Annotated in this window: 23 protein-coding genes; 12 read left to right on the forward strand and 11 right to left on the reverse strand. The window is 58.2% G+C overall.

The annotated features are described in order from the left end of the window. The first annotated feature begins 782 nt into the window (after positions 1–782). The 5 genes from J3A64_RS22785 (at position 783) to J3A64_RS22805 (ending at position 5,408) form a co-directional block, all read left to right on the forward strand. Positions 783–1,595 (forward strand): transporter substrate-binding domain-containing protein, encoded by an 813-nt coding sequence (locus tag J3A64_RS22785; RefSeq protein ID WP_210066302.1) that lies wholly within the window; start codon positions 783–785, stop codon positions 1,593–1,595. Between the two features lie 43 nt (positions 1,596–1,638). Beyond that, positions 1,639–2,301, forward strand: coding sequence for an amino acid ABC transporter permease (locus J3A64_RS22790; RefSeq protein ID WP_210066304.1), 663 nt, complete (start codon positions 1,639–1,641; stop codon positions 2,299–2,301). 2 nt (positions 2,302–2,303) lie between these two features. After that, positions 2,304–3,011: an amino acid ABC transporter permease gene (locus tag J3A64_RS22795; RefSeq protein ID WP_210066306.1), complete on the forward strand. Its 708-nt coding sequence runs from the start codon at positions 2,304–2,306 to the stop codon at positions 3,009–3,011. Further along, the gene (locus J3A64_RS22800) at positions 3,008–3,736 is read left to right on the forward strand and encodes an amino acid ABC transporter ATP-binding protein (RefSeq protein ID WP_210066308.1); all 729 of its coding nucleotides are present in this window, start codon (positions 3,008–3,010) and stop codon (positions 3,734–3,736) included. Before J3A64_RS22795 ends, J3A64_RS22800 begins: the two co-directional genes overlap by 4 nt. Before the next feature lie 70 nt (positions 3,737–3,806). Next, complete coding sequence (locus tag J3A64_RS22805; RefSeq protein WP_210066309.1) at positions 3,807–5,408, forward strand: amidohydrolase family protein; 1,602 nt, start codon at positions 3,807–3,809, stop codon at positions 5,406–5,408. Between the two features lie 131 nt (positions 5,409–5,539). Here the strand turns inward: J3A64_RS22805 and J3A64_RS22810 are convergent, their stop codons facing one another. From J3A64_RS22810 to J3A64_RS22820, 3 genes are read right to left on the reverse strand one after another with little or no spacing between them, the layout of a single operon-like run. Next, positions 5,540–6,148, reverse strand: coding sequence for an N-acetyltransferase (locus J3A64_RS22810; protein ID WP_210066311.1), 609 nt, complete (start codon positions 6,146–6,148; stop codon positions 5,540–5,542). Between the two features lie 7 nt (positions 6,149–6,155). Beyond that, on the reverse strand, positions 6,156–6,506 hold the full coding sequence (locus J3A64_RS22815) for a transcriptional regulator (RefSeq protein ID WP_210066313.1): 351 nt from the start codon (positions 6,504–6,506) through the stop codon (positions 6,156–6,158). After that, on the reverse strand, positions 6,503–6,925 hold the full coding sequence (locus tag J3A64_RS22820; protein ID WP_210066315.1) for a hypothetical protein: 423 nt from the start codon (positions 6,923–6,925) through the stop codon (positions 6,503–6,505). The genes J3A64_RS22815 and J3A64_RS22820 overlap by 4 nt, the downstream gene beginning before the upstream one ends. Before the next feature lie 31 nt (positions 6,926–6,956). Between J3A64_RS22820 and J3A64_RS22825 the strand changes: the two genes are divergently transcribed. Then, the gene (locus J3A64_RS22825) at positions 6,957–7,124 is read left to right on the forward strand and encodes a hypothetical protein (RefSeq protein WP_210066316.1); all 168 of its coding nucleotides are present in this window, start codon (positions 6,957–6,959) and stop codon (positions 7,122–7,124) included. 237 nt (positions 7,125–7,361) lie between these two features. Here J3A64_RS22825 and J3A64_RS22830 read toward each other — a convergent pair whose 3' ends face one another. Beyond that, a complete protein-coding gene (locus J3A64_RS22830; RefSeq protein ID WP_210066318.1) occupies positions 7,362–10,064 on the reverse strand; it encodes an AAA family ATPase in 2,703 nt (900 codons plus the stop codon). Between the two features lie 305 nt (positions 10,065–10,369). After that, positions 10,370–11,416 carry a DUF4365 domain-containing protein gene (locus J3A64_RS22835; protein WP_210066320.1) on the reverse strand — a complete coding sequence of 349 codons (1,047 nt, stop codon included), beginning with the start codon at positions 11,414–11,416 and terminating at the stop codon, positions 10,370–10,372. Between the two features lie 364 nt (positions 11,417–11,780). Between J3A64_RS22835 and J3A64_RS22840 the strand changes: the two genes are divergently transcribed. The 3 genes from J3A64_RS22840 (at position 11,781) to J3A64_RS22850 (ending at position 14,269) form a co-directional block, all read left to right on the forward strand. Continuing rightward, complete coding sequence (locus J3A64_RS22840) at positions 11,781–12,029, forward strand: TetR/AcrR family transcriptional regulator C-terminal ligand-binding domain-containing protein (RefSeq protein WP_374100567.1); 249 nt, start codon at positions 11,781–11,783, stop codon at positions 12,027–12,029. Between the two features lie 179 nt (positions 12,030–12,208). Next, a complete protein-coding gene (locus tag J3A64_RS22845; RefSeq protein WP_210066324.1) occupies positions 12,209–13,183 on the forward strand; it encodes a hypothetical protein in 975 nt (324 codons plus the stop codon). 933 nt (positions 13,184–14,116) lie between these two features. After that, on the forward strand, positions 14,117–14,269 hold the full coding sequence (locus J3A64_RS22850; RefSeq protein ID WP_210066325.1) for a hypothetical protein: 153 nt from the start codon (positions 14,117–14,119) through the stop codon (positions 14,267–14,269). Here J3A64_RS22850 and J3A64_RS22855 read toward each other — a convergent pair. From J3A64_RS22855 to J3A64_RS22865, 3 genes are all read right to left on the reverse strand, one after another. Next, positions 14,256–15,074 (reverse strand): hypothetical protein, encoded by an 819-nt coding sequence (locus tag J3A64_RS22855; RefSeq protein ID WP_210066328.1) that lies wholly within the window; start codon positions 15,072–15,074, stop codon positions 14,256–14,258. The two genes, J3A64_RS22850 and J3A64_RS22855, sit on opposite strands and share 14 nt — an antisense overlap. Next, positions 15,067–15,756, reverse strand: coding sequence for a helix-turn-helix domain-containing protein (locus tag J3A64_RS22860; protein WP_210066330.1), 690 nt, complete (start codon positions 15,754–15,756; stop codon positions 15,067–15,069). The genes J3A64_RS22855 and J3A64_RS22860 overlap by 8 nt, the downstream gene beginning before the upstream one ends. Before the next feature lie 493 nt (positions 15,757–16,249). After that, positions 16,250–16,564 (reverse strand): hypothetical protein, encoded by a 315-nt coding sequence (locus J3A64_RS22865; RefSeq protein WP_210066331.1) that lies wholly within the window; start codon positions 16,562–16,564, stop codon positions 16,250–16,252. An 813-nt stretch (positions 16,565–17,377) separates the two neighbouring features. On the opposite strand from J3A64_RS22865, the gene J3A64_RS22870 reads away from it, so the two are divergent. Beyond that, positions 17,378–18,718: a hypothetical protein gene (locus J3A64_RS22870; protein WP_210066333.1), complete on the forward strand. Its 1,341-nt coding sequence runs from the start codon at positions 17,378–17,380 to the stop codon at positions 18,716–18,718. A gap of 175 nt (positions 18,719–18,893) precedes the next feature. Here J3A64_RS22870 and J3A64_RS22875 read toward each other — a convergent pair whose 3' ends face one another. Next, positions 18,894–19,922, reverse strand: a complete 1,029-nt coding sequence (locus J3A64_RS22875; RefSeq protein ID WP_210066335.1) for a DUF4192 domain-containing protein — start codon at positions 19,920–19,922, stop codon at positions 18,894–18,896. An 804-nt stretch (positions 19,923–20,726) separates the two neighbouring features. Between J3A64_RS22875 and J3A64_RS22880 the strand changes: the two genes are divergently transcribed. After that, on the forward strand, positions 20,727–20,942 hold the full coding sequence (locus tag J3A64_RS22880; protein WP_210066337.1) for a hypothetical protein: 216 nt from the start codon (positions 20,727–20,729) through the stop codon (positions 20,940–20,942). Between the two features lie 409 nt (positions 20,943–21,351). On the opposite strand, the gene J3A64_RS22885 is transcribed toward J3A64_RS22880, so the two are convergent. Then, positions 21,352–22,293: an aromatic alcohol reductase gene (locus tag J3A64_RS22885; protein ID WP_210066339.1), complete on the reverse strand. Its 942-nt coding sequence runs from the start codon at positions 22,291–22,293 to the stop codon at positions 21,352–21,354. Positions 22,294–22,601: 308 nt separating this feature from the next. Between J3A64_RS22885 and J3A64_RS22890 the strand changes: the two genes are divergently transcribed. Continuing rightward, entirely contained in the window at positions 22,602–22,979 is a 378-nt protein-coding gene (locus J3A64_RS22890) for a MerR family transcriptional regulator (protein ID WP_210066341.1), read from the forward strand. A gap of 365 nt (positions 22,980–23,344) precedes the next feature. On the opposite strand, the gene J3A64_RS22895 is transcribed toward J3A64_RS22890, so the two are convergent. Beyond that, positions 23,345–24,124, reverse strand: coding sequence for an isocitrate lyase/phosphoenolpyruvate mutase family protein (locus tag J3A64_RS22895; RefSeq protein ID WP_210066343.1), 780 nt, complete (start codon positions 24,122–24,124; stop codon positions 23,345–23,347). Between the last annotated feature and the right edge of the window lie 129 nt (positions 24,125–24,253).

Below are 24,253 nucleotides of genomic sequence, written 5' to 3' on the forward strand. Positions count from 1 at the left end.
CTGTGCCGTGCTCAGATGTCAAAGCGGACGAAGGACACGTGGCCCTACCTTTGCCGGATTCAGGCTGGGCTCACCGCAACACCACTCCAAGCTTTCACAGATCCACTGGTCTGCGGGCGGTGGGGCTAGGTCTTCCTTGTCCTGACGACCATATCCGGCAGGCGTCCCGCCAGAATTGGGGGCGGCGCCTGGTGACTGTTTGGCGATCGAAGACAGCAGTATTGGCGAAGAGTCCGCGCGGCTCGCCGGGATGACCGTTTTCCGCGTCGATAGGCTCGATCGCGACAGCGGGCGTCTCCTGGAAGAGTGCCAGCGCGCGTTTGCCTGACAACCCCAGGCTCCGTCAGAGCCTGGATGCCGCAATTGACCATAGACGGTGCCGGTCCTCGCGGGCGTTACCTCCCGGAGGTGGGTGAAGCTTCTGGCGAAAGCGCGGCGCTTACTTAGCCGTGTTTTCCATGGCAAGCCCGATCCGGCCTGCGACCACACGTGGCGTTGTCCAGCCCGGGCGGAGATTTCGAATCTTCAGGGCCGTGGTCGAGTCTCGGCATGATCAGCGGGCGTCGCCATTCTCACGTACATGCCCTTCCACGATCACCTTCACATGTCTCCTTTTCGCGGTTGGCCGGCCCTAGCCACTTTGGCCCGTCTGGTGATTCTACGCATGCCGTTTCCTGTGAGGGGTATGCCCCAACAGCTCTTGATTGTAGTTTATAAATAATCTATGCTCGCTGTTTGTGGCCTCCATCACTAGAGCCGCTCCGTTCGTCAAGGAGAATTAGATGCGCATTAGGTATGTGAAAGTTCTAGGTTCGTTCGTGGCAGCGATGCTCGCCCTCTCGGGATGCACGTCCTCGGGAGCGGCCCAGGGCAGTTCCCCGAGCAAGCTTCAAGAAGTGTTGAAATCAAAAAAGATCAAGGTCGGGGTCTTCTCGGACGCACCTCCTTACGGAGTGATGGCCAGTTCGGGACAGTATGAAGGCTTCGACATTGATAAGGCGAAGGCGCTTGCTTCGTCACTCGGAGCCGAAATCGAGTTCGTCAGCACAACAAATGCCAGCCGTATCCCCATGCTGGAAACGGGCAAGGTCGACGTCATCATCGCTGCTCTGACCAATTTGGATGAGCGGGCCCAAGTAGTAGCCATGAGCAGTCCTTATGCATCGGAGGGCCAATTGGTTCTGGTGCCGGAGGGAAGCGATATTGATTCCTACGAGGACCTGAAGGGCCGCTCTGTCGCCGCTACCCGGGGAAGTGTGCCGGCCACGATCCTCGAAAAACAATTCCCTGAAGCCAAAGCGAGCCTCTTCGAGTCCGTAGCCGACTCAATTCAGGCCATGCGCAGCGGAAAAGTCGATGCGCTGATGGAAAGCAATTCCGTGATTGCGGAGATCGTTCGGAGCGGCGCCAAAGAGTTCAAAGTTCTCCAGGCGCCGCAACTGAGCCCTTCGCTGGTGTCTTTCGGCGTGAAGATGGGCGATCAGGAATGGTTGAACTACCTCAACAACTTCATCCGCAACTACAACATCACCGATGCTGCGAACGAGTCTTACACCAGGTGGCTCGGGACTGACGTCCCGGAGCTGATCAAGTGACCTCGCCCCAAACTGTCCTCCAACGCAGCCAGCGGAGTCTCTGATGGAGCTCTACTTCGGGGATTTGTTCCCTTACGCCCCAGATCTCTTCCACGGGCTTTGGATCAGCGTCTACCTGTCTATCGGAGCAGTGGTGTTTGGTGGTTCTTTCGGCGTTGCCCTGTGTGCAGGGAAGATGAGCAGATCCGGCGTGGTAAGGCATGTGGCCGGCAGCTACATCGAGGTCATCAGGAACACTCCTCTGCTCCTCCAGCTATATCTGATCTATTTCGCGCTTCCTGATGTGGGCGTCAACCTGGATCCGCTCTGGGCGGGCTTTATAGCGTTGAGTCTTAACAACGCCGCGTACACCGCCGAAATTTATCGGGCGGGCTTCGAATCTGTGCCAAAGGGTCTGAAGGAAGCTGCCAGTGCGCTCGGACTGTCGAGGATGCTCACCTTTCGTCATGTTCTGCTGGCACCCGCCACCCGCAACGTTCTGCCTTCTTTGACGAACCAGACGATCCTGCTGTTTCTTGCTTCGTCAATTACCTCAATCATCGCTGTACCCGACCTCACACACGTCATGATGGGAATTTCGTCCACGACGTTCCGCACCATTGAAGCATTGGTTGTCGGCGGCGCAATCTACCTTGCGGTGTCGTTCTTCATGGCGCAAGGGTCGCGGTTCATTGAAACGCGCGTAATCAAGTGGAGGGTTACATAGTCATGTTTGAAGCATTCGGTTGGCAGCACTTCCCTCTTATCTTCGACGGCCTTCTGGTCACAGTTCAAATCTGCCTCTTGTCCACTGTGGTTGGCACGGTGCTCGGCTTCGCGCTTGGCTTGATGAGCACAGGAGGACCGTGGTGGGCCCGTTTGGTCAGCGCGACATTCGTGACCATAGTGCGCGGCATTCCCGTGCTGCTCATTATCTTCTTTGTCTTCTTTGGAATTCCATTGCTGTTTCCGGGGCAGAACCTGCCGGAGTACTGGGCAGCGGTGCTCGCCCTGTCCATCTTCGCCGCGGCATACATCGGTGAGATAGTTCGTGGCAGCATTCTGGCGGTTCCACGAGGCCAGACAGAGGCAGCTGATGCCTTGGGAATGAGTGCCCGGCGACGGTATCAGCACATTGTGCTTCCTCAGGCTGCAAAAATCATGGTGCCGCCGGGGGTGGGCTTCCTGGTTGTCCTCATCAAGGACAGCTCTCTGGTCGCGGTCATCGGACTTGTCGAACTAACCAGAGCTGGCAACGTCGTCAGCTCGCTGACAGCTGACCCTATCCTCATCTATCTAGTAGTCGGGGCGTTTTACTTCGTTATCTGCTATCTATTCTCGTCACTCGGCAGAGCCCTGGAACGGCGGCTGGATGTTCAATCGCCCAAGGTACAGATAACAGATGCCCTCACCCTCAAGCTTGGAGACACCAGATGATCACCGTTACCGATTTACATCTCAGCTTTGGGCACCTCGAAGTCCTCAACGGCATTTCCTGTCAGGTCCGAGATCAAGAAGTTGTCTGCATCATAGGTGCCTCAGGTTCGGGGAAGAGCACCCTCCTGCGGTGCCTGAACGGGCTCGAAAAGCCCACCGGTGGGAGTGTAGTAGTCAATGGGCATACCCTCACCTCTACTAAAACAAGCCGGGAAATATCCCTCATCCGGCGAGAAGTGGGGATGGTATTTCAGCACTTCAACCTATTTCCCCACCTCACCGCACTCGAAAACGTCGCCCTCGCCCCCCAAAAGGTGCTGGGCCTCAGCAAATCAAAGGCCCAGGAACAGGCCGGCAATTTACTCAGAAAGGTCGGTCTGGCTGAAAAGGCGGGCACATACCCGGGCGCACTGTCCGGGGGGCAATCTCAACGTGTCGCTATCGCCCGCGCCCTGGCCATGGGACCGCGCGTCTTGCTCTTCGACGAACCCACATCAGCTCTTGATCCCGAGATTGTCGGGGAAGTCCTTTCAGTCATGAAGGAACTGGCTGCAGAGGGCATGACAATGGTGGTCGTGACGCACGAAATGGGCTTCGCACGTGAAGTAGCTGACCGTGTGATTTATGTCGATCAAGGCGTAATCGTTGAAGAAGGCAGCCCGGGGGACATCTTTGGCGCACCACGCGCCACCCGGACACGCGAGTTCCTGAGCAAGGTTCTATGAGCATGAATGATCGGTCCACCAACAAATTGATGACACCCCCCTTCGAAAATCAGCGGCAGAGGGGACGGCAATGCTCGATGTTCTGATCCAGGGAGGGCTTCTCTACGACGGGACCGGCGCGGAAGGTGCATTCTTCGATGTTGGGGTACTCAACGGCAAGATAACCATTGTTGCGCCAAACATAGAAATGCCGGCCCAACGAACAATCGATGCTGGTGGCCTCATCGTGACCCCCGGCCTCATCGATCCGCATAGCCACAGCGACTGGTCCATCCTGGCAAACCGATATGCCTTCAGCACGCTGCACCAAGGCGTGACCACCGAGGTGGTAGGCAACTGCGGTGTCACCTACGGTCCGTTGACTGAGCAATCCGTGCCGGCGACAGAAAATGACCTGACAAACATCGGGTACCGCGGAACTGTTACATGGAGGTCTTTCGGAGAGCTGCTCGAAACGGTCCACGGTAAAGGGACCTCGCAGAATCTGGCCTGGTTGGTCGGGCATACCGCCCTCAGGACGGCTGCATTCCATATTGTCTCCGATGACCCTGCCAAGGACGCAGATACAGTGATGAAGGCACTGTTGCGAGAAGCTATGGAGTCCGGGGCGATCGGCTTTTCAACAGGTCTTGAGTATGGGTCGGGCCGCTTCTCCCAAACGGACGAACTCATGGGCCTCAACCGTGTCTGCGGCAGCTACGACGGCATTTATGCAAGCCACATCCGCAATCGCGACAAGCACCTGTCCAAAGCGGTAGATGAGTTCTTCGCTATTGCCCGGGCCGGTGGTAACAGGGCACAGGTCTCGCACCTCAACGTCCGCCACGGCACAGGGGCAGCACCAGGCGCTTGGCGCCAGGCGGTCCAACGACTCAGTGACGAACGCAGCAAGGGGCTGGACGTCCTCGCCGACATGACCCCGTTTCCCAGCGGTATCGGCCTGGCCACCGGCCTGCTTCCAAGCTGGGCTCTGGCAACGTCACCTGCCGCGACTGTGACTTTGCTCAGGGACCCGGAAGCCAGGCGCAAGATAGAGGCGGATTCCGACAGGTATTGGCGTTTTGTGCACGCAGGCGAATGGGAGCGAGTGACCTTGGCATCAAGCCCGGGTTCGTCGCATCTCGAGGGTCTTTCCTTTCCCCGGATAGCCGAACTCACCGGCAAAACAGAATGGGACTGCTACTTCGACATTCTTGTCGCGGCCGGGGAGAACCTGCATCAAGTTCAACTGCTCGGCGAACTGTTCACCGATGATCACCTGGCTGAAGCCATCAGCAATCCGCTGTTCCTTCTCGGTGTCGATGCCTACACCAGTCGAAAGGACGGTCCGTTGGAGGCAAGAACGCGGCATCCACTGTTCTTTCACGGGCATACGCATTACTTGTCGCATCACGTTCTGCGCAACAACGTGCTCACCTTCGCTGAGGCGGTCCACAAGATGACCAAGATGGTCGCGGATCACTTCCAGCTCACTGGCAGGGGAGAGATACGGGAGGGGATGCACGCTGATATCGCAGTGTTTGACCCTGGCATGCTTCGCTCTACAAACACTTTCGCCCTTCCAGAGACATACTCAACGGCGGCCCGATACGTGTTCGTGAACGGGATAATTACAGTGGATGACGGTAGGCACACGCACGCACTATCCGGTCGTCTGCTTCCTCGGCACTAGCCCGTCACCCGCTCCAGGACGCCCTGATAAGTATCGTTTCAGGGCGTCCATCAAGCGCGTATCCCTCATACCGGAAGCGCTGTTGCGCCCGGGCGAGGACGTGACAGGGAGTAATGGCTAGCTAAGGATGTTCACACCTGGCTGGGGTCTTCTCCGGGCGTGGCCTGAACTGACTTGCTGGATTTGATTGAGAGCCTCATCGCCCAAAGATCCGGGCCCTCTCCACCAGCCGAGTGCTCGACGACGCGGAACCCGTGCCGCTCATACAGACGAACATTGCGGCAATCGGAGGTCTCCAGCACCAAGGCCTCGGCATCCGCCGTGACCGCCTCCGCCGCCGCCCGTCCGACGAGTCTGCTGCCGATTCCCAGACCCTGCGATTGCGGATGCACTCCGAGAGTCTCCAAGGTCCATGACCCCGGGGACGTCTCTTTCTGCTGGATACGGTTGACACGCTCTCCATGGAGCTCCAGGATCCGGCCGACGAATTCTTCATCGGGGGAGGGGGCGTCAGCCGGCAGCAGCGCAGCGATGCCCACAAAATCAACCGTTACCAGGACTTTTCCGTGTTGGTACGCGTAATCCAGGTAGAGACGCTGAAGGTCATGCAGTCTCTTGGCGTAGTTGGTTTCCGGAATCACCCATTGCGTCCAGGGATAGTCATGAAATGCAGCTGCGAGAGTCGTTGCAGCGAGATCAAGGTCGTCGCTGGTAGCCAGGCGTATGTGAGGGTTAGTCATTATGAATTCATCCTTCAAAATCATCTTTTCGTGAGATCTCTGATTCTTCGGCATCGGGGGCAATGTTCGACGAGACGATTTCTTGCAGTACCTTGAGGTGCTGCAAGAAGGAATCCCGTCCAGCAGGAGTGATAGCGACCCAAGTGCGGGTTCTGCGTCCGGCTGCCTCTTTTCGAATCTCAATCATCCCCGCATCCAGCAACACGCTGAGGGCCTGCGACAGCGTAGAATCGCTGACCTCCAACAAATCGGCCAGAAACCGGAAGTCAGCTTCTTCAAGGTTTCGCAATGCCGCCAATAATGAAAACCGCACCGGCGAGTGGATGAGAGCATCGAGCGCTTTGCGCGGGTGACTCATCGTCTTGAGCTCGGAAACGCGCAAGCAGCAAAAGGGCTGGAGGCCAGGACGCCGGCGCCGAGCCACCACAAAGCCGAGGACGCCCCAATGAGCTGCAGTGCCGGGTCGAACATGAGGAAATACAGCACGAACCAGACTCCCAGCCCGATCACCATGTTCCTCATGCCATGCCGGGGAGCCGCCACCCGATTGCGTAGGGCCGCTATCCAAAGCGCGCTTGCGAGGATAAGGAAACCTGCTGCGGCAGGCCAGAACGGAGCCCTGAATACATCCAGTGCGACTGTGAAACCCAGGGCAACAGCGAAATGCTCCGAGGCGAACAACTTAAACCAGCGGGCAGCTCGTTGGGCTCGACCCCAGCCTTCCGTTACGGAAAGCGCAATATCCTTGGATAAAGTCTCATCTGGAACTGTCTCCATTAGTTCCTCCATCAATGACGAGAGGCCTGATGTGTCCGAAGTGTACGACTACAAGAACTACGAGGAATACCAAGCTTGGGTAGAGGCTGTTGAGGCCAGGGAGGACCTCAGCCCCTCCGAACGTCAAGACATCATCAACGGGGCCCCCGTTCCGGACGAAACATACGAGGAAGCCCTAGAGAGTAGCGCTGGCGACTAGTTCCAATACAGAGGCCCCTCACGCTTGGTCGTGAGAGGCCTCTTGCTGAACCGTTGCACCACAAGCGCTCATTTGAGCCGCGTGGGCAAACTGCATCAAACTTTGGAGGTTGTCGAACGCTCCAACAGGAAACAAGGCTCCAGAGGAGTATGTCGCGCTCGTACTTGCGGTAAAGCAACGAGACAGCGATTGCAGCGTGTCAACAATGGTCCTTCTGTCCCTGATCAGCTCGGACCGTCAACGCAGCGAGCTTACCGATCGCCGCGCTTTCAGGAGGGACACATCCTTACCGCTTCTGCTGTGCTCCAAGTTCCCAAGGACGGCCTTCTGCGTTTCTGCGGACCAGTAGATCTTGAGGTGTTCCCGCGTCCGGGTAATGGCCGTGTAGAAGATGCTGTGCGAGATGTCATCCTCGTTGGTCTTGGTGATAACTACCTTGACCGAGTCGTACTCCAAGCCCTGCGCCTTGTGGATCGAAACGGCATAGGCAACCTGGAATGGCACCGAAGTATAAGACGTCTCATCATCCTCATCTGTGCTGCCCTGCAAGTACACGTCGAAGCTAACCGTGGACTCCTCGACGTAACGCAGTTCCTCCCCGTCGACGTCCAGCTCTGTGACGGTACGGTCAAGCCACACGTCGAACTGGACGTGGTCCTCGTGGATCACAATGTCCACGATGCGGCCCTTCAAGTTGTTGTAGATAAAAGGCTTGAACCGCTCGGAGTCGTTGAACAGCACCGGGTCCCCAACTTTGTAGGTGTTGACACCCCAGACCACTGCCTTGCCGGGGTTGGCACTCTGCCGGAAGCGGTTCACGTTGTTGATCCCATAGAGGCCGTCATAGTTCAGGCAGACGATGATCTCCCCGTTGTGCCGGGTCTCGAAGATGGATTCATTCAGGTCCGTGGCGTAGCCGTTGTGGGCGATCATTTCCTCGATGCCCTCGTCGAGATGGCGAACCTTGGACCAAAAGTCGAGCAGTGCCTCACTGTCCGTCCTGTGAGGTTTGGTGAGCTCGAACACGGAGGTCTTAGGGACGAAGTCCCCGATGATGTTGAACCAGTTCCCAAACTGGATCGAGGCAATCTGGAAGACGTCACCGACCAACACGAGCAGCTTGAAGCTGGTCTTCTTCAGGACTTCCAAAAGGTCCTCGTTGCTCACGATGCTGCACTCATCGATGATGAGGAGGTCGTACTCCTGGGCGTCGGACGTCCAGAGATGGCTCTTGATGGTACGAAACACGGACCGTTGAGTCCCGGCCTTGCGCTCCAGGTTGTCCTTGACCGAATGTGTGTGAGCCAGGAAAAGCATGCTCTTGTCGCTGAAGTGGTCAGCGATGTGACCGACCATCGTGGATTTGCCTGTGCCGGCAGCACCGTAGATCAGTGCAAGCTTGGATTTGGCAAACAGGGATTTCAGCGCCTCGCGCTTGGCATCATCATCGATCCCGTGCTGGGTCTCGCCGAGCCACCGCTCCACGGCGGCCTCGTAGCCGTTCACGCCTGAAGACGCGTATTCCTGGAGCTTCTCGATGATCTCGACAGTGCTGTTCTCATAGCCGTGCATGAAGACATGGCCCTTGTCCTTCTCGATGATCCGGGTCTTATGCGGGGCCGTTGGCGGAATAGTGGAATTGTGCACGGAGATCAGCTCGTCCACGTTACCCAGATCCTCGACATCGGCAATGGGCGTGTACAGCGTGCCGTGACGCTCGACGTTGTTCCTGATCCGTCGCGCCAAGAACTCGTGCCGACGCTGAGATGCGTCCACGCTGGCCATGAGGTCACCGAAGTGCGGAATGTGCTTCCTAGGAAATGCACAAAACGGCATGGCATCGAAAGGGCGGCAGCCCGGCGCCAGATGGAGCCCTGACAAGTATCGGTTCGGCTCGTATTCGGTCTGGTCCTTGATGACCCTGTTCGACATGGAGAGCAGGAGGTAACGAACAACGTTGCTCCCGGGTCCGTCCTCCCTCACAAGTTCACGCGCTTTGTCAAGAACCGGAAAGATCTGTGGCCGCTGAACTCGCTGCGTTGCCATGTCCTTGATATGCGCATAGCGCGCCTGGCTCATATGCATCAGGTCAAGGAGGCTGGCAGACCTGTCAGTGAGGAAGTTGTTAAGCCGCAGGTACTCGGAGCTGCCGGAGGTTGTAGAGGTAGACATGCCAAAGATCCTGGCGAAGTTGTTGAACTCGCAGGGACGGATGGAGACGTCCCAGGAACGGATGATCACGATCGGCATACGCTGCCCGAGGACCTCGATCTCGTCAGTCAGCAGACGCAACTGCGCCGCGTACCGGTCGGTCATGTCGACATCAGTGAAGGCGATGATGCGGTCGAATTTGTTCCGGCGGTCCGAGATGGTGGAGAAGGTGACCTCATACAAAATCCGTCCACCTGTGAAGAACGGGCGCACCTTGTTAACGTAGTACCGGTGCCTGTTTCCCTGCTCCGCCGGAAGCGCGCGGGCCGCCCTGATCCGCTCGGCGATCTTCTGGTGGTAGAGGGTCAACGCTGGATCAAGGTCGATCGGAAACCTCTCCAGGTTGCCAAGAATCTCGACGTTGCACTGCTGCTGCAGCAGCGTCCGAGTACGGAGCAGGTACTCGTAGTACTTGAGCATCAACCGCTCTGCGGTGTCGGCATCGAAAGAGTAATGCGAGGCGCTCATCTGAAGCAGCTTGTGGAACCGATAGATGAAGTTGCTCTGCTTGCCGGTGGACCCAACCCACTCAACCGCGTCGTGCGTCAGGTCGTAGTGGAACTCCACGTTGCCGTCGCCCTTGTGGAGGCGAACAGCGACAGCCTCGACCAGATCCCGAAGCTGCTTGATGACATTACGGGACAGAAGCCCACGGTCATGCGCCAAGGCATCGATAGTGTCCGAGATCGTTGCCCCCACGCTGTGGATCTGAGCATCTACCGAGGCCATCCAGCCTTCTTCCGTCGAATTGAGTTATCAGCAGTCACAGTGTAAGTGGGTTCCAGAGCCAACCCACTATGGGATACGAGGTTTCCTCGCTCCTGTCAGTGAGGCAAAGGCTAAGCGATTGTCATCCGAATCCTGGGACCCAAGCCCATGTGGAATAGGTCCAAACATCCTCCGGGACGAGTTATCGCAGCTACGTCGACTCGTCCCGCTTGAACGCCATAACCGGCCTTCCCTAAAGCTGCGAAGGTATCTGAGGCAGCGGGCTCGGAATAGTCTGAATATTCACTGAGCCGCGGGTGCTACTTCTACCGGTAGTTGACTATGCGGAAGGACAGCCGAGGTGCAAGGTCGAGGTAAACCAAGGTCGCGACCAGCACCATGCTCGTGACGGACTCGATGCCGATGAGGTGGAGAGGCCTGTTGGTAGATCCTTGGCGACCTTCATTCCAGAAACGTTTCCACGTTCCCGCGGCTCCACTGAGTTCTCTTCCGTAGAAGAACAACGCCACCTGCGTTTCCGTCGAGCCAAGTGTCCTTCGTAGTGCTAGCTGTTCGTCCGTGGAAAGCCTTCGGCGTGCGGGGGAGCTATCCAGGACGATGGTGATTTCCCCATGAAGGGACTCCACGGGTGGATCATCCCTGTAGTCGATGCCGGGCCCCAATCCGAACTCGGCGAATGCGCTGGACTGCCACACCAAAGTGTCGAAGAAACGCCCCTTCAAGACGGTGATCTGTTGACTGACCTCACTCCGCTCGAGTTCACGGAACCGGTACGCAGTCAGCAGCTTCGTGATGATGTCTATCCACAGATCTGGACTATCGATATGAAGCTCTGATCGAAGGGGATCGAAGTGGTGGCCTAACGGACGGCCTTGGAACGCCGGGCCATCAATACGCATGCTCCTATGACTGAGCATCGATTCGAGTCTGTCCTCGTTTAGGACTGCTTCCTTGTCCAAGTGCACGGTTACTGACCTATGCCCGCGTATTGCGTCGAAGAAGCCTCCGTGGGGCCACTGTCGATTTACGATGACGCGGGCGTCCTCGGCAAGGAAGGTCTGCTTGGCTTCGACGAAAACCACAAGATACACCGGTTCTGGTGCAGCAAACCAGTATTCAAGGTGTTCTGTCTTTACGCTTACGCTGACATTGGCTGATGCATCGAACTCTTCAGCAGAGAGGGTTTCGGCACGCTGCCCTTTGGCCTGGAACCAGACCCGCGTATGCGTTGATTGGTAATCCTTACCCGGACCCTCGACGAATAGGTGCAGGCCGGTGTCAATTGCGGCGTGATCCCTTGGGTAACTGACGGGAATACCGGCGCTGGCTAACAACGCATTAAGCTGCGCCATGTATCGATTCTCAAACTGGTCATATTGACCCTGTCTCGGCATTCTTAAATCCTGCCACCCATGGACCGGTGGACTGTCGACGAACCACCGTACGCCAGCGGCGATATCTTCGCGCTCTGGCCCTCGCAACTGGCCCGGATCAGTCTAGGACTCGCAAACTTCGGTCAACTCAGGCAGTTTCCCGCAGCTACTTCCACTCCCATGGGTTAAACGCCGATAACCAACCCCGGATTTTGCATCTCTGCAGCTCTGTCAGGCTGCTTCCTGAAGTGGCTCTAGGCGGCTGGGCATCGTCGCTGACCGTACGAGGAGCGCCTCTCACCTGACCAGTTATCCGGTTCCCACCCGATGTGTTTGATCTGATTTGGAACAGTGCGTATCCGCAAGCCCACTTGGCATATCAGGCGATGCTGGAATGGCCAGCCAGCTCCACAGCCGGTACACCGCACCACGACGTGGACTTGCCGTGGCGACCCTGCGACTCGCGCAAAGCCGGGGCCAGAACAAGCAGGGCGTTGACCCCGAAACGCTCATTGATCAGCTCTGGGGGCTTGCTATCACCGCCTACTGCTGCCGGCCCAATCGCTCAGCCATCAGTTCACTGATCGCTTGATGGACAACCTCTTCGCTGGAATTGCGGGCACCGAGACCAATGCAGGTTCCTAGTTCGCCCCAGGGATCTGATCCGTAGAATATTTGGCCGAACTGTCAAGGAAAGACTTGAGTCGGTCACTCTTGACGACCGGCTCCGCCTGCGTTGCCACACGTGCGCCGTCGCCTATTGTTGTCCGAGTGAGCCTTTCCCGCCCCCTAGATTCCTCCGCTGCCGAGCGGGTGCCGTTTTCTCTTATTTCTGAGCAGACGCTAACAAATATAGGAGCATGGCTTGATGAGATGGGCCGGCTTGGATACGACTTCGTCACCGGACCTCCGATGGCCGGACTGTTCGCTGTCCTCGCAGCTACAATCGCCTATCGAGGAATCAAGCAACAGGTAGCAAAAGCCGAAAGTGCCAACCAAAACGTTGCTGATGCGAACGCGGAAAATGCGCGCAAGAACGGTGAGGACCAGTGGTGGTCCGTTCTCCAGTGGGCGTATGAACAGGCCAGTAAAGATGGAACCTCTGCGAACCACTTCAAGGAAAAAGCCGTGCTGGGAATCTTTGAATCGCTTGCCATACCAGGGCTGTCTCCTGTGCAGACCCGAGCGCTTGACAGAATCACGGCGGTATTCGAGGACAAGCATGATCCTGAAACCGCTACGCAGCTCTCCAATCTGAGGCAGGCCGTCAACGAATCGGTGTCGACTTCTGCAGGATTCGCGGCTCTTCGGCGAAGTCTGTTGACCGACCTTACGTTCTCCCTCCCCACGGGACTCACGCGCGTGTTTGCACACGGGCAAAACGCGCCATTTCTATACAGAACCAAGAGGGGCACGCTAGTCGGAGTGCAGCCCCTCTGGATTAATGAGGATGGTCAGGTGGACCCCCGCGTGCGAGTTCGGGACGCGGCCGCCGAGGTACTTGCCAGACAGTTTGAAGTTTCGGATAAGCCTCGCGGCGCCGGACAACTTCACCCCAACCAGCGAGTGAGCAGGGTGCTGATCGCGTCCAATGCGGAAGGCTACTGGCCTAGCGGACTAGGAGAAGATCCTCCCTACGTTTCATACCATCTCGTGCCCCAAAGCGCGGGCCATGCGCTTGTACGACATGACCCTAACCGTCTCGACCAGCTGAGACATGAACTGACCGAACTGGCCGACAAATAGTGAGCACAATGGCGCAGAGCAGAGCTCCAGTATCGCCTCACATTCAACCTTGAGCGGGGCCACGTAACTCGAACGGCTCGTCTGGATAGACACCATACGGAATTGAATTTCAGGTTTCCCGTCAGCGCCGGATGTTCCGACCGCCGGCGCCGACTTGGGCGAGTTAGACGCACGACGTTTAGCCATGTTCTGCTAGTCACGCAGTTTGCTTCACATCCGTGATCGCTCCGAAGCTAGGGTAGGCCTGCTACACCACGCTTAATGTCACAAAAATCCGGCCCAGCGTCTGAGGAGCTCCGGAACGGGTAAGGAGGATTGACAGCGCTACGAGCCGTTGCGATCCTCGTCACTCGGAGCAACTGGATCAGACTTCCGACTACGGCGGATCAGAGTATGACGAGGAAGGTGAAGTCGACGGGCCGCTTCTTTTCGCCGATCTTCCATTAGTTCAAGTGCTTCCGGGGCGTTGATGGCCCCCTGCAGCATACGAACGCCTGGCGCGACTTCCAGCCACCTCGGTTCAGCTGCAATGCTCACCGTGGCCCACCAAGTCGGCCAACTGCGGCCCAGAATGCGGGGTAGTTCGAGATCGAAAAGGCTAACCTGCGGAGACGCCGGATTTGTCCTGGGGTGGGAGTTCTCGCAGCTACTTCCACTCCCGTTGTTTTAACGCCGATAACCGATGTTTCGTAAGGCTAGTGAATCCGATTAACGGACGCCCGGGCTGCTTGGGGGAGATGGTCACTCGAGGTTCGTTGGCGTAAGCCATGACGCTGCGGAAGCCGCAGTTGCCGCTGAAAGACGCGCGGGCCGTTGAGTACGAGGTCACGAGAGAACAGCATCGCCAGGGTGCCGGCCTTGTCGAAGTTAACCAGCCCGGGGCCTTTGTTCCCTCGGCTGCACGGCGGGTTCAGTTGTTACAACTTCATCGAAATGGCCCTCATCGTCGAGGCTGCGGGGGCGCAGACTCCGGGTGAGGTGGGTCTGGGACAAGAACGACGACCGGGACCCGACGTGGATGGCAAGGTCGTCGTCGTGATGGTGGTGATGGTTACAGGCCTGGCCCTGCTGTCTATCCCTTCTTAAGCCTGTTCACAGGCAGGAGCTGCTGCGGGTTGCTTGCCAGGATGCGGAGCGCATCCATCGCGGGTGTCCGGTCAGCCTCGTCCAGGAGTTGCCAGGAACGGTGGTCTGGATTCTCAAGCACGCCATGAAGTGTCATGATGCGGGACCGGTCGCTGCCGCCCATCTCTTTAGCGGTGGCCAGAGGCGTCTTGATGGTGGCGCATAAGACCACGGCGTCGTCGAGGTGCCGGTCCCGGTCGCGTGAGTCCTCGCGGTAGGCCGCACCTTTCAGGACCAAGGCACCAAGCGCGTTTGGGATGCTGATGGGGACAGGCTCATCGTCGTCGCCGACAAGCCGACAGTTGACGGTCCGCTTCAGCGCTTGCGTGCCACCGGAGATTTGGAAGGGCTTGCGGCCACCGATGGTGGGAACTTTCGCCTTCGGCATGTGGTCGGCGATCATGACGTCGATCTGCTGCTTGTCGCGGACGAACCGGTGTGCCGGGGCGTCGTGGTCGATGGACTTCTGCAGGGTGTAGCCAAGTCCGGTGAGCACTGCTGACACGGACGACGTCGTGGCCGCGCCGGTCTCGATGTGCAGAACGATGTCCACATCAGCGGTTGGCCGGGAGACCGACAGGCCAGCGGCTGCGGAGTGCAGCTGGACCATGAGGCCGCCCACGAGCGTCCACTGGGTGGAGGGCAGCGCCCTGGCCAGTTCGACACACTGCGGCCAAGGCGTGCCCCAGCCTCCCGGTGGTACGGGGACGTCCCAGATTTCCCGGCCATCGGCCGTGGCCACCTCGGCCAGGTCCGGCTCAGACATGCAGCAGCTCCTCGATGACGCGCTGGCCGGCGCTGCGTTCCCGGATGGCCAGTGACCCCATCAAGTCCACGGCGATGGCGGCGACGGGTGCCCGGCCTTCGGCGAACGGCTCTTCCAGTTCGACCTCATGGATGATTGCGTTACCCGACGGGTCCTCGACGAGGCCAAATGAATCAGCCAGCGCCTTAGCGTCCCCGGCCATGACGTAGCCTTCGGCGATCCCGCTTCCGCCGGTCATGCCGAACGTCTCGGCAGTGGATTCGTCGCGCATGGCGGTGGCCCCGCTGGCGATCAGGTAATGGCTGAGGCGATCCAAGGCATCCCTTGTCGCCCTGTACCGGTAAGTCCGATCCTTATGCCTGGCGAGGGTGCAGACAGCTGCTGCATCGAGATGCCGCAGTCTGCTTTTGAGCCGTGACTTCTCCGACGATGAGATCCACGTGGGGTTCTGCCCGGACAACAGTGCCAGCGCCGCCCAAGCCGTATTGGCTGTCCACGCTCGGCCTCGGCGGGTGCCGGCTGCGGAAAGCCGTTCGACGGAGGACCTGTCGAGGAGAATGGAGCGGCCGACTCGTCCAACGACAGTGAGCTGCCCGGATTGCACGAGCTGGCGTACCGATACCTGGGTTATGCCCAGACGTTCGGCTACCTCTGCCGTTGAGAGTCCATTGCTTCGTTCCATACTCTAATGCTTTCTCCTGGCAGTGTTTGTGTCAATACGCTAAAGCTTTCTTGAGAAAGTAATGGTGCGATCCCCGCGGGCGCGAGTCCCAAATCTGCCATTCTGAGAGACATCGAAGTCCCCGGCCGCGTAGCTTCTCCAGTCAGTTGTCATCTGCGGCCAAAAAGATCATTGATGAACCCGCCTGCCCTTATTTGTGCGGACGAGTTCCCCTGCTACTGAGGAAGCCGCAAAGTCTGCGCTGACCGCCAAAAAGTAGGCCGCAAGGCTCGCCCACCGGTCTCAAGTTCCTCAGTGCATTGGACCGGTCTTTCCGTCGGTGGATTGATCGAGGCCCGCTGCCGGTGGACTGACAAGACGACGAACGCCGGTTACGAGGGAGCTGAATGCAAAGTGGTGGGCGGCCACGAGGCTCAAACGTGGTCGGTGCATGGGCTTCGCCAGCCAGAGTGTCTGAATTCACCCTGTATGGCGGCGTTATGTGATCGGGTAGCTAGAACTCAAGCTCAGGCAACTGTTGGGCAACTTCCCCCGGGTAGACATCGTAGGTCACTTGGGAGGCAACTGGAACTTTAACGCGCATTCGTGCATAGGCCAGTGAGCCTTTGCCCACAGTGAGCTTCTTTACCGTGTTCCCGTCTAGGGTCTGTCGTTGTCGGTTCACACTGAGCCGCCCTTTGCCGTACTTGACGTTGATTATTGCCCCGGCCGGTCCTTGGAAGAAGGCCGTGGACGTCCCATTCCAGAAGGACTCAACTGTTTGCGTTGTGCCGCCGGACAGTTGCTTGGTTTTGAGCAATTTAGTCATCTCCTAAGGGCCAATTATGCGAGGACTAGTCACTTTAGTCCCACTGCACGTGCCGTTGAAGACCGTTCTTTACCCTGCTCATGTCTGTTTTGTCGAACTTCTGCCGGCACTGGGGCCCGGATCCATTCCATCTGACTGCTCTCGCCCCAGGGCTAGGTCGTGTGCATGGTCAATAACCTTTCACGAGTACAGGCGCGTAGGCCAAAGGAGTCAACAACAAAGCAGGGCATCCCGTTGTTCCGTACTCCAATCGCCGTCGCTGGTGCACGGCGCGCAAGCGGAGGCAGAAACGATATCCACCGAGAAGGTCGAGTGGCATAATGCGGCTATAGCGACGCGCAAGCCAACGTGCTGTCGGCTGTTCAATGCGTGGTCGCAAGAATTACTAAGGTAAACGCTCTAGTCTGTGCGGAGGACCCCATGGCAAACGCTCGCCGCGTCCCTAGAAACCACGCAACAAGCACACCAGCAGCACCACAGGCAACCGATGGCGGCGTTGCCCCCGTGCTCGACAAACGGCTGGAGCCGTACGCAGACTTCGCCCTCGCAATCGGTTCGGCGTTCTTTCCGTCATACATGCTTCACGATGCGATGTATGACGCTCGGGCTCATCGCTATCGAGACGCGTACATTCGTCCTGGTCGATTTGGAATGTACGTGGACGCGCAACTTGGCCTCCGTCACGCTAAATCCGTCGCAGGTAACCGAGCACCCGTGCCCGCTCGCGCCGGCAGACCAGCCGCGCGGCCGCTCTCGCCGGGGGCTGCCTATGTGGCCGAGCAGTCGAAACTAGGTGCCGCCATCATGCGTCGGATGCGTAACGATCAGCCTGGTGGGACCATGGGTGACACGGACCCAGTTGATCCCGGGCCCTCCCGACTAAAGCCGCCCAAGGAGCTAGTTGCCTACGATTGGGTTATCGCGCACACGGGCACGAACTGGGTAAAGCACATTATCCTGGAATTCCCAACTCGCGAAGACACCTTCTTGAAGTTGGGGCTTGATGGACCAGGCGCGTATTCGATACGGATGCGAGTGTTTTTCACTGGGAACCGGTACGCCGAACGGATAGTGACATTCACCGTCACAGAGAAGCTCTTGGTCGGGATGGGGGATTCCTTCGCTTCCGGCGAGGGCAACCCGGACCGTTGGGCAGAACTCAGCGACGTGGGCAAACTCCTCGCCTCCCGCAAGCTCACAACGCTCAGGCAGGTGATTGATCGGACTGTGCCGACCGACCGCGAGGCGGATTGGATTGAGAAGGAGGCGCACCGATCCCTCAGCTCGGCGCAGGCTTTGGCCGCCAGCATGTTGCAGAGCGTGTACGGCGAGACTTGGAAGCCCGCTGGCGGGCCGCGGCAGGCTCATTTCGACTTCACTCCTGTCACATGGGTTTCATTCGCTCGCAGCGGTGCCGAGATCATTGAGGGACTGTTACTACCGCAAAAAGGCGTAACCGACTACATCGGGGCAGGACAGGTTGAAGAATGCAAGCGCACTCTCAAATACGGCCAAACAATAGATGCACTACACATTTCCATTGGTGGCAACGATGCAGGGTTCGCCGGGACGCTGGCGGACCTCACCCAAGGGCAGTCTTTTTGGGCGCTCGTTGTCGGGCCAGCGGCCCCAAATCTGCGCGCCGAACGGCTGCGCGCGCTGAACCAAGCACTTGGGGTCGGGCTGCCTCCGGGCCAAGAAGGAACTATCGGCGCGAGCTATAACGTCTTGAAGGCAGCAGTGGACGACCTGAACCAGACGGTCCCCATTTCGAATGTGCTTGTAACGGGCTATCCCGAAGATATCTTTTTCGTGCGGGGACCTGATGGGAATTTAAAGTTCTCCGCATGCGGAATTTTTGAAACCCAGTCTGGTTTACTATCCATCGACCAGCAAGACGGCAAGATCATTCAAGAGGCAGGCCAGAATCTAAACTCACTGATAAAAAGGAAATGTAACGAGTTCGGTTGGACCTTTGTGCCCACCGCCCCTGACTTTGCCGGGAAAGGCTACTGCGAGGGGTCTATGTGGATTGATGCCGATGAAAGCTGCAGGATCCAGGCAGACCAGCGGGGTACCATGCACCCGAGCATCGAAGGGCACCACGCTGTGGCAAAGCGGATCCATGCGGCGATGCTGAAAGAAGGAGTTTAGAGCAGCAAAGCCCGACTGACCTGTTGAAACGTCGGATTCATCAAGGCACGGGAGTTCTCGAATCTTACTTCTAACCCCCAGAGTTTTAACGCCGATAACGGACCTTCTGTAAAGCTGTTGGGTTTGCTTCGCGCTTGTATTGGACTCTCGGCAAGTCGACTGCGGAGCTGCTGGTTCAGTCGAAGGGCAGGGCTTTGTAGGCCGTGTTCCTGTTCATGTTCCAGCCGGCGACGATGCCTGATCCGATCATTTGGTCGCTGAGGCGCGCCAGGCGGTAGGAGGGATCGGTGTCGAGGGCCAGCTGGAGGAATTGGTGGGCTTTGCTGCCTCGGCCTTCCCACCAGTTGATGTAGCCGATGGTGGTCAGAACGGGTGCTGCGTGTTCGGGGCTCGTGCGGGTGTAGGCGTGGAGGAGCAATTGTTGGGCCCATTCGACGCGTGACCATTGGGGTGCGCTATCGGTTTGGGCGAAAAGGATGTTTTGCATGGGTTCGTCCAGGTTAGGGATGTCGGCGATGAGGCGGTCTCGGATGCCGGGGAATTGCAGGTGAGCGACGAGCGCGTGGCAGTCGTCATCGCTCGGGAATGATTTCGAGTTGAGTATGTTTGCCCAGAGTTCCCGGCCGTTCTGGATGGCTTGGACGTCGGTTTGGTTCCGAATGGTGTCCATCTGCTGTTCAACGGCGGCGGCCTTCGCAGCATTTTGGCCGGTGGCTGGAAGGGCGACGCGGTCGGTGGGTTGCACGGCGCTGCCGCGGTAGATGAATTCTGCGTTGATGGCGCTGGTTTGGGCGTCAGTGACAGGCAGGGCGAGAGTGGTGCCGGGTTCGCCGTCGTAGGGGGAGAACGTGTCGTCTCCGACGAAGAGGCCGTCCCGGATGGTGATGCCTTGTTCGGCGAGAACCCCGGTGAGCGCGGCGATGGTCGCTGCGTGGGGTTTGGGCTGTCCGGGCTGGGCGGGTTCGCTGGTGTAGATGGCGAAGAGCAGGGATGTGGCGGTGGTGTCGGAGGTGAGGTAGTGGGCGACGGTGCGGGCGTAGGGGAGTTCCTGCCCGGGTTGTTGGGGGAGGTCGATGCGGAGTGTGGCGCCGATGCTGTTCTCGTGAAGGGTGATGCAGACCAGGCTTTCCTGTGGCCAGAAGCCGAGGGTGTGCCCGATGAAGCTGAGGACATCTGCTGGTGTTTTGATGGTGAGCTTTTCCATGATCCGTTTCCTTCACCCTGGTGTTGCGTGGATTATCTGCGGTTGTTGGTAGTCGGCGTCGTTCTGGTAGGGGACCATCCGCTGGGATGAGGGGCCGGGGTGCAACTTGGGGGACCGGTGTCGGGGACGAAAACTTCATCCGAGACCCATGCATCAACTGCGGGGTTGGTGAAGTTTTCGGTTCCGGTGCCGGCGCGGTAGCGCCCTGGTTGGGCGGAGGACCCGCCCAGCGATCATGGGACATTCCAGAATGACAAGCAGTGATAGTGCTTACACGCGTTCATCTATGCGCGGTGATCGGGCAGCATGACTTCGGTGGCAAAGGGCCATCACACAAGAATTAGGGGCTGATGGATCCTGGCAGAAGTCCCGAATCAGTAGGTGTGGGCTGCGAGAAGCAGACCGGAAGCCTTCTCATGCGCCGCCTTATCGGATATCGAGCTTTGTAGTCGATAGTCGCCGGGCGACCGATTGATGGTGTTGACGCAAGGGTGTAGAACGTGGCCATTGGCCAAGCGTGCCTTCGAACAGCTGGGGTGTTCACGAGTGTGAATCATTCCTGATGATGTGCGGAGGTATTTGCAATGACTGGGTTATATGAGAGTCAAACCGGGCAGCAAACAATCGGGGACGGAGAGTGGTCCCTGGATCCGACTGACCACGCACTCAGCGTCAGCCACAGACGCGGAAAACTTGTGGGTCCGCTCTGCGCGGAAATAGGCAGGCGACTTTTTGCTTGCTGAGATGCAGTTCAATCGATGGATGGTCAGGAGGGTGGAAAGTCAGGTTGATGAGGACCGCAATGTGACTCGTCGTATCACCGTCGACTTCAATGCGCGGGAGGACGCACCCGTTGTGATTGACAGGACGGGCGCCCGCTTTTGGATTGTTCCCATCACTCTGATGCGGAGACGCGCCGTGGTCAACATGCGGATAACCGATGAGTACGGCCAGGTGCTGCCGACGCCTGGGATTCGCCTACCCAGCAGCTGGACGAATCTTTCCTTCTTGCTGCTGTAGCGACGCTCAAGCCTGAGCTCGACTACGAAAAGGTTCTGCCTTTCATCTGTGAACTCGTTGCCTGTGAAAAGAAGGAAGCAAAGAAAGCGTTAGCGTCCTTTGTGGCCGAAGAGAAAAAAATGCCAACGTACTTGATACCACCTGCCAACTACCCACTCGTACGAGCCGTTGTGTACCTTCTGTGCAATGATTTCTCCCTGTACGACTTCCTTCCTGCCGGCAAGGACGAGGAGACAACAAAGCGCCATCGGTTACTAAACCTGGAGTTCAATGAACCCGAAGTTTGGACTCCACAGGCCCTGCACACTGAGCCAATTGGTGCGAAGCGTTTGCCCCGGGTGTGGGCCGCCCCGTCAGGGCAGCCCACACCCGGGGCAAAGGGGTCAGTATCGGCCGGTCCGTGTGTCTGTCAGGCTGCGAGGTTCTCCTTGATCCACTCGGTCAGGCTGGTGACCGGAATTGAGCGCCTTGCGTTGAAGGTGTCGTCCTTTGGCCAGGCCACTCCCCGGCCCTGGGCAAAGACGGCGCGGTATTTTCGTGTCATGTTATCTGGGTCATTGGCTAGCTGATCCAGCAGGAACGGCACGGTCCATTCCACAACTCGGAACGGACGCTCAAGCACGGATTCAAGGGTCCGCGCCAACTCACCGTAGGTGATGGTGTCGCCGGCAAGGTAGACGATTTCGTTGCGGATGCGAGGTTCAGCAAAGAGGATCTCAGCCGTGAGGACGCCGATGTCTTCGGGGGTCGTTACGGTGACAGCCGTATCAAGGCTGCCCAGCGCGTTGACAGTGTCGTTAGGGAGATCGACCATTCCGGACCCTGGTTCGAAGAGGTAATTCATGAACATTCCGGTGGAGATGATCACCCACTCGGTTCCGTTCTGGGACCTGAGCAGATCCCGCACGTCCAGCTGTGGGTCAAAGATGTCCTGGGGGCTCCCTCGGCCGATCACGTCGAAGTCGACGCCGAACTGCCAGGGGAAGTATCGAGGGAGTTTCGCTTGAAGAGCGGCCTGTGCAACCTTCATAGGCGTCTCAAGTCCGGCAGTGATGCCAGTGCAGCCGATCACGGTGTCGTAGTTCGCGAAGATCGTCGCGAGTTCATCGACCGAGTTCTTGACCAGATCTCCTTGCACGATCTTCACGCTCAGGTTTCGGATCTCAGCGAGATCGCGCTGCTTATCCGGCGCAACGGATTCGATAGCACTGGACCGCAGGAGCACACTGACGGATGAGCCGTCGACTTCTCTCGCCCGCCGTGCGATATTGCGCAGCACGGGCATGCCAAGTTCTCCCGCTCCGATGATGAGGATGTCCCGCGAGCGGGCGGACGGAATTTCGTTTGTCATTAGCGCAGAGTCCTTACTTGTATTCACGCTTTATTCAGCAATTGCTCATGTGGAGGAGGAGTCGGACCGCCCGACGCCGTAACGCGTACGCAGCGTCCGAGCGTTAAACCCCGAACGCTCACGTTGCGCACATCTGATGTGCGCGACGGTGCACCTGTCCTCTATTTCATGCGAGAGACTCGTTGTCTCTCTTCCCGTGACCAATGAGACCCGCGTAAGAGCGGATCAGCGGACGGTACGAAAGTTAGCGTAAACTTTGACACTAGTGTCAAGGTCAAGTCTGTGGTCAAAGCGAAGAGGTGTTCACGTTGAAGATTGGTGATGTCGCCAAGGACCTGGGTGTCCAAACTCGAATGCTCCGCTACTACGAGCAACAAGGGCTCATCCAGGCATCCCGTTCGACTAACGGGTACCGCGAGTACTCTGACGAGCAGATCGAGCATGCCCGTCACGTCAGGGCTCTGATAGCGGCCGGCCTGTCGACGAGGATGATCAAGATCGTGCTGAATATCGAAACTCCGGCAACCCAACGTCAATCCACCGTGGGCAACCGGGCCCTGGCGGAGGAGCTTGCTCAAGAACTACGCGTTGTGGAGAACAGAATCGTATGCCTGGAAAAGAGTCGGGATGCTGTCATTGACTACCTTCAGCGGACAAATCACGCAGATTTACTGACATCGACTTAACTTCCACGTGCCCTTGCTTCGTGAATTTAAGGATTACGAGCATCCGTGGCCACGAACGCTGAATGTCCTGAAGTATGTCTTGTGAGGGGTTGCTCAATCGGGAGTGCAATGCCGCCAGCCACAAGCGGGAACTGACCGATATCGCTTGGTACGGCGTGTATGGAATAGGTCATGCTGAAGAGGGGCATGCTGGCCGACCTGGGTTGCGTCGCGAGATATCGCCCCGGGGGTGGACAGATGCAGATGAAGGCCGTTTAGCTTTCCGGTGGAGTGGACGCCTGTCCCTTGCGTGAGGAACGGCATCTTTCGAGATGCGATCCGGCCCCTGACCGGTCCCGCCCTGATGCAGTAACGGTTGGTTTCGTTTAGTTCAGGGCCGGGGTGTCCTGGGGGATGATGCCGGAACCGTAGAGACCTGCGGCGAGATCCTGAAGGGCGCGCAAGGCGACCCGCTGGGGAAAGGGACCGTAGGAAACACGCGCAACACCCAGTTCCTGGAGTTCCGCCGCGGTAAGCGCTCCGGGGGCGCCGATCACGGACAATTTGCCGTGTCCGAGGCCTGCGACGAGCGGCTCAATGACGTCGAGTGTCAGGGCACCAGGGACGAAGACCAACGCTGCTCCTGCATCCAGGAAGGCGCGACCCCGGGCAATGGCGTCCTCGACACTGTCCTTGATCGGGCGGTCCCCGCCCTTCGCGATGGCGTCGGTGCGTGCGTTCAGCTGGAACGGGATGCCTTCGCCGTTCGCGGCGTCGATGATCGCCTTCACCCGGGCGACAGCTTCATGGAAAGGACGCAAACGGTCTTCAACGTTGGCGCCCACGACGCCGACGCCAATCGCCCGGCGGATGGTTTCGGCTGGGTCTTCATAGCCGTCGTCGAGGTCTGCGGTGACCGGAAGTTCAACCGCGTTGACGATCCTTTTCACGCCATCCAGCGCGACATCCAGGGGCATGGTTCCATCGGCGTAGCCATACGCCGCTGCAATCGAGTGCCCGGCGGTTGCAATGGCTTTCGTCTCAGGAAGGGCTGCAACGGTCGAGGCGCTGATGGCGTCCCATACGTTGACTACACTCAGGATTTCCGGTGCCTCATGCAGAGCCTTCAATTTCTCTGCGAGGGCGTTGATATTGCGTTCGGTCATGGTTGTCCTCCGTGGTCATGGTTGGGATCACTCAGCAAAGTCAGCACGGACGCAATGGCGCCCATCCATGACAAGGCGGGTGGAAATTGTGCAGGGGGAAAGCGCGGGCAAGAAACGCTGTATGTACAG

This window comes from Pseudarthrobacter sp. PvP004, from assembly GCF_017876035.1.
GTDB lineage: Bacteria > Actinomycetota > Actinomycetes > Actinomycetales > Micrococcaceae > Arthrobacter > Arthrobacter aurescens_A.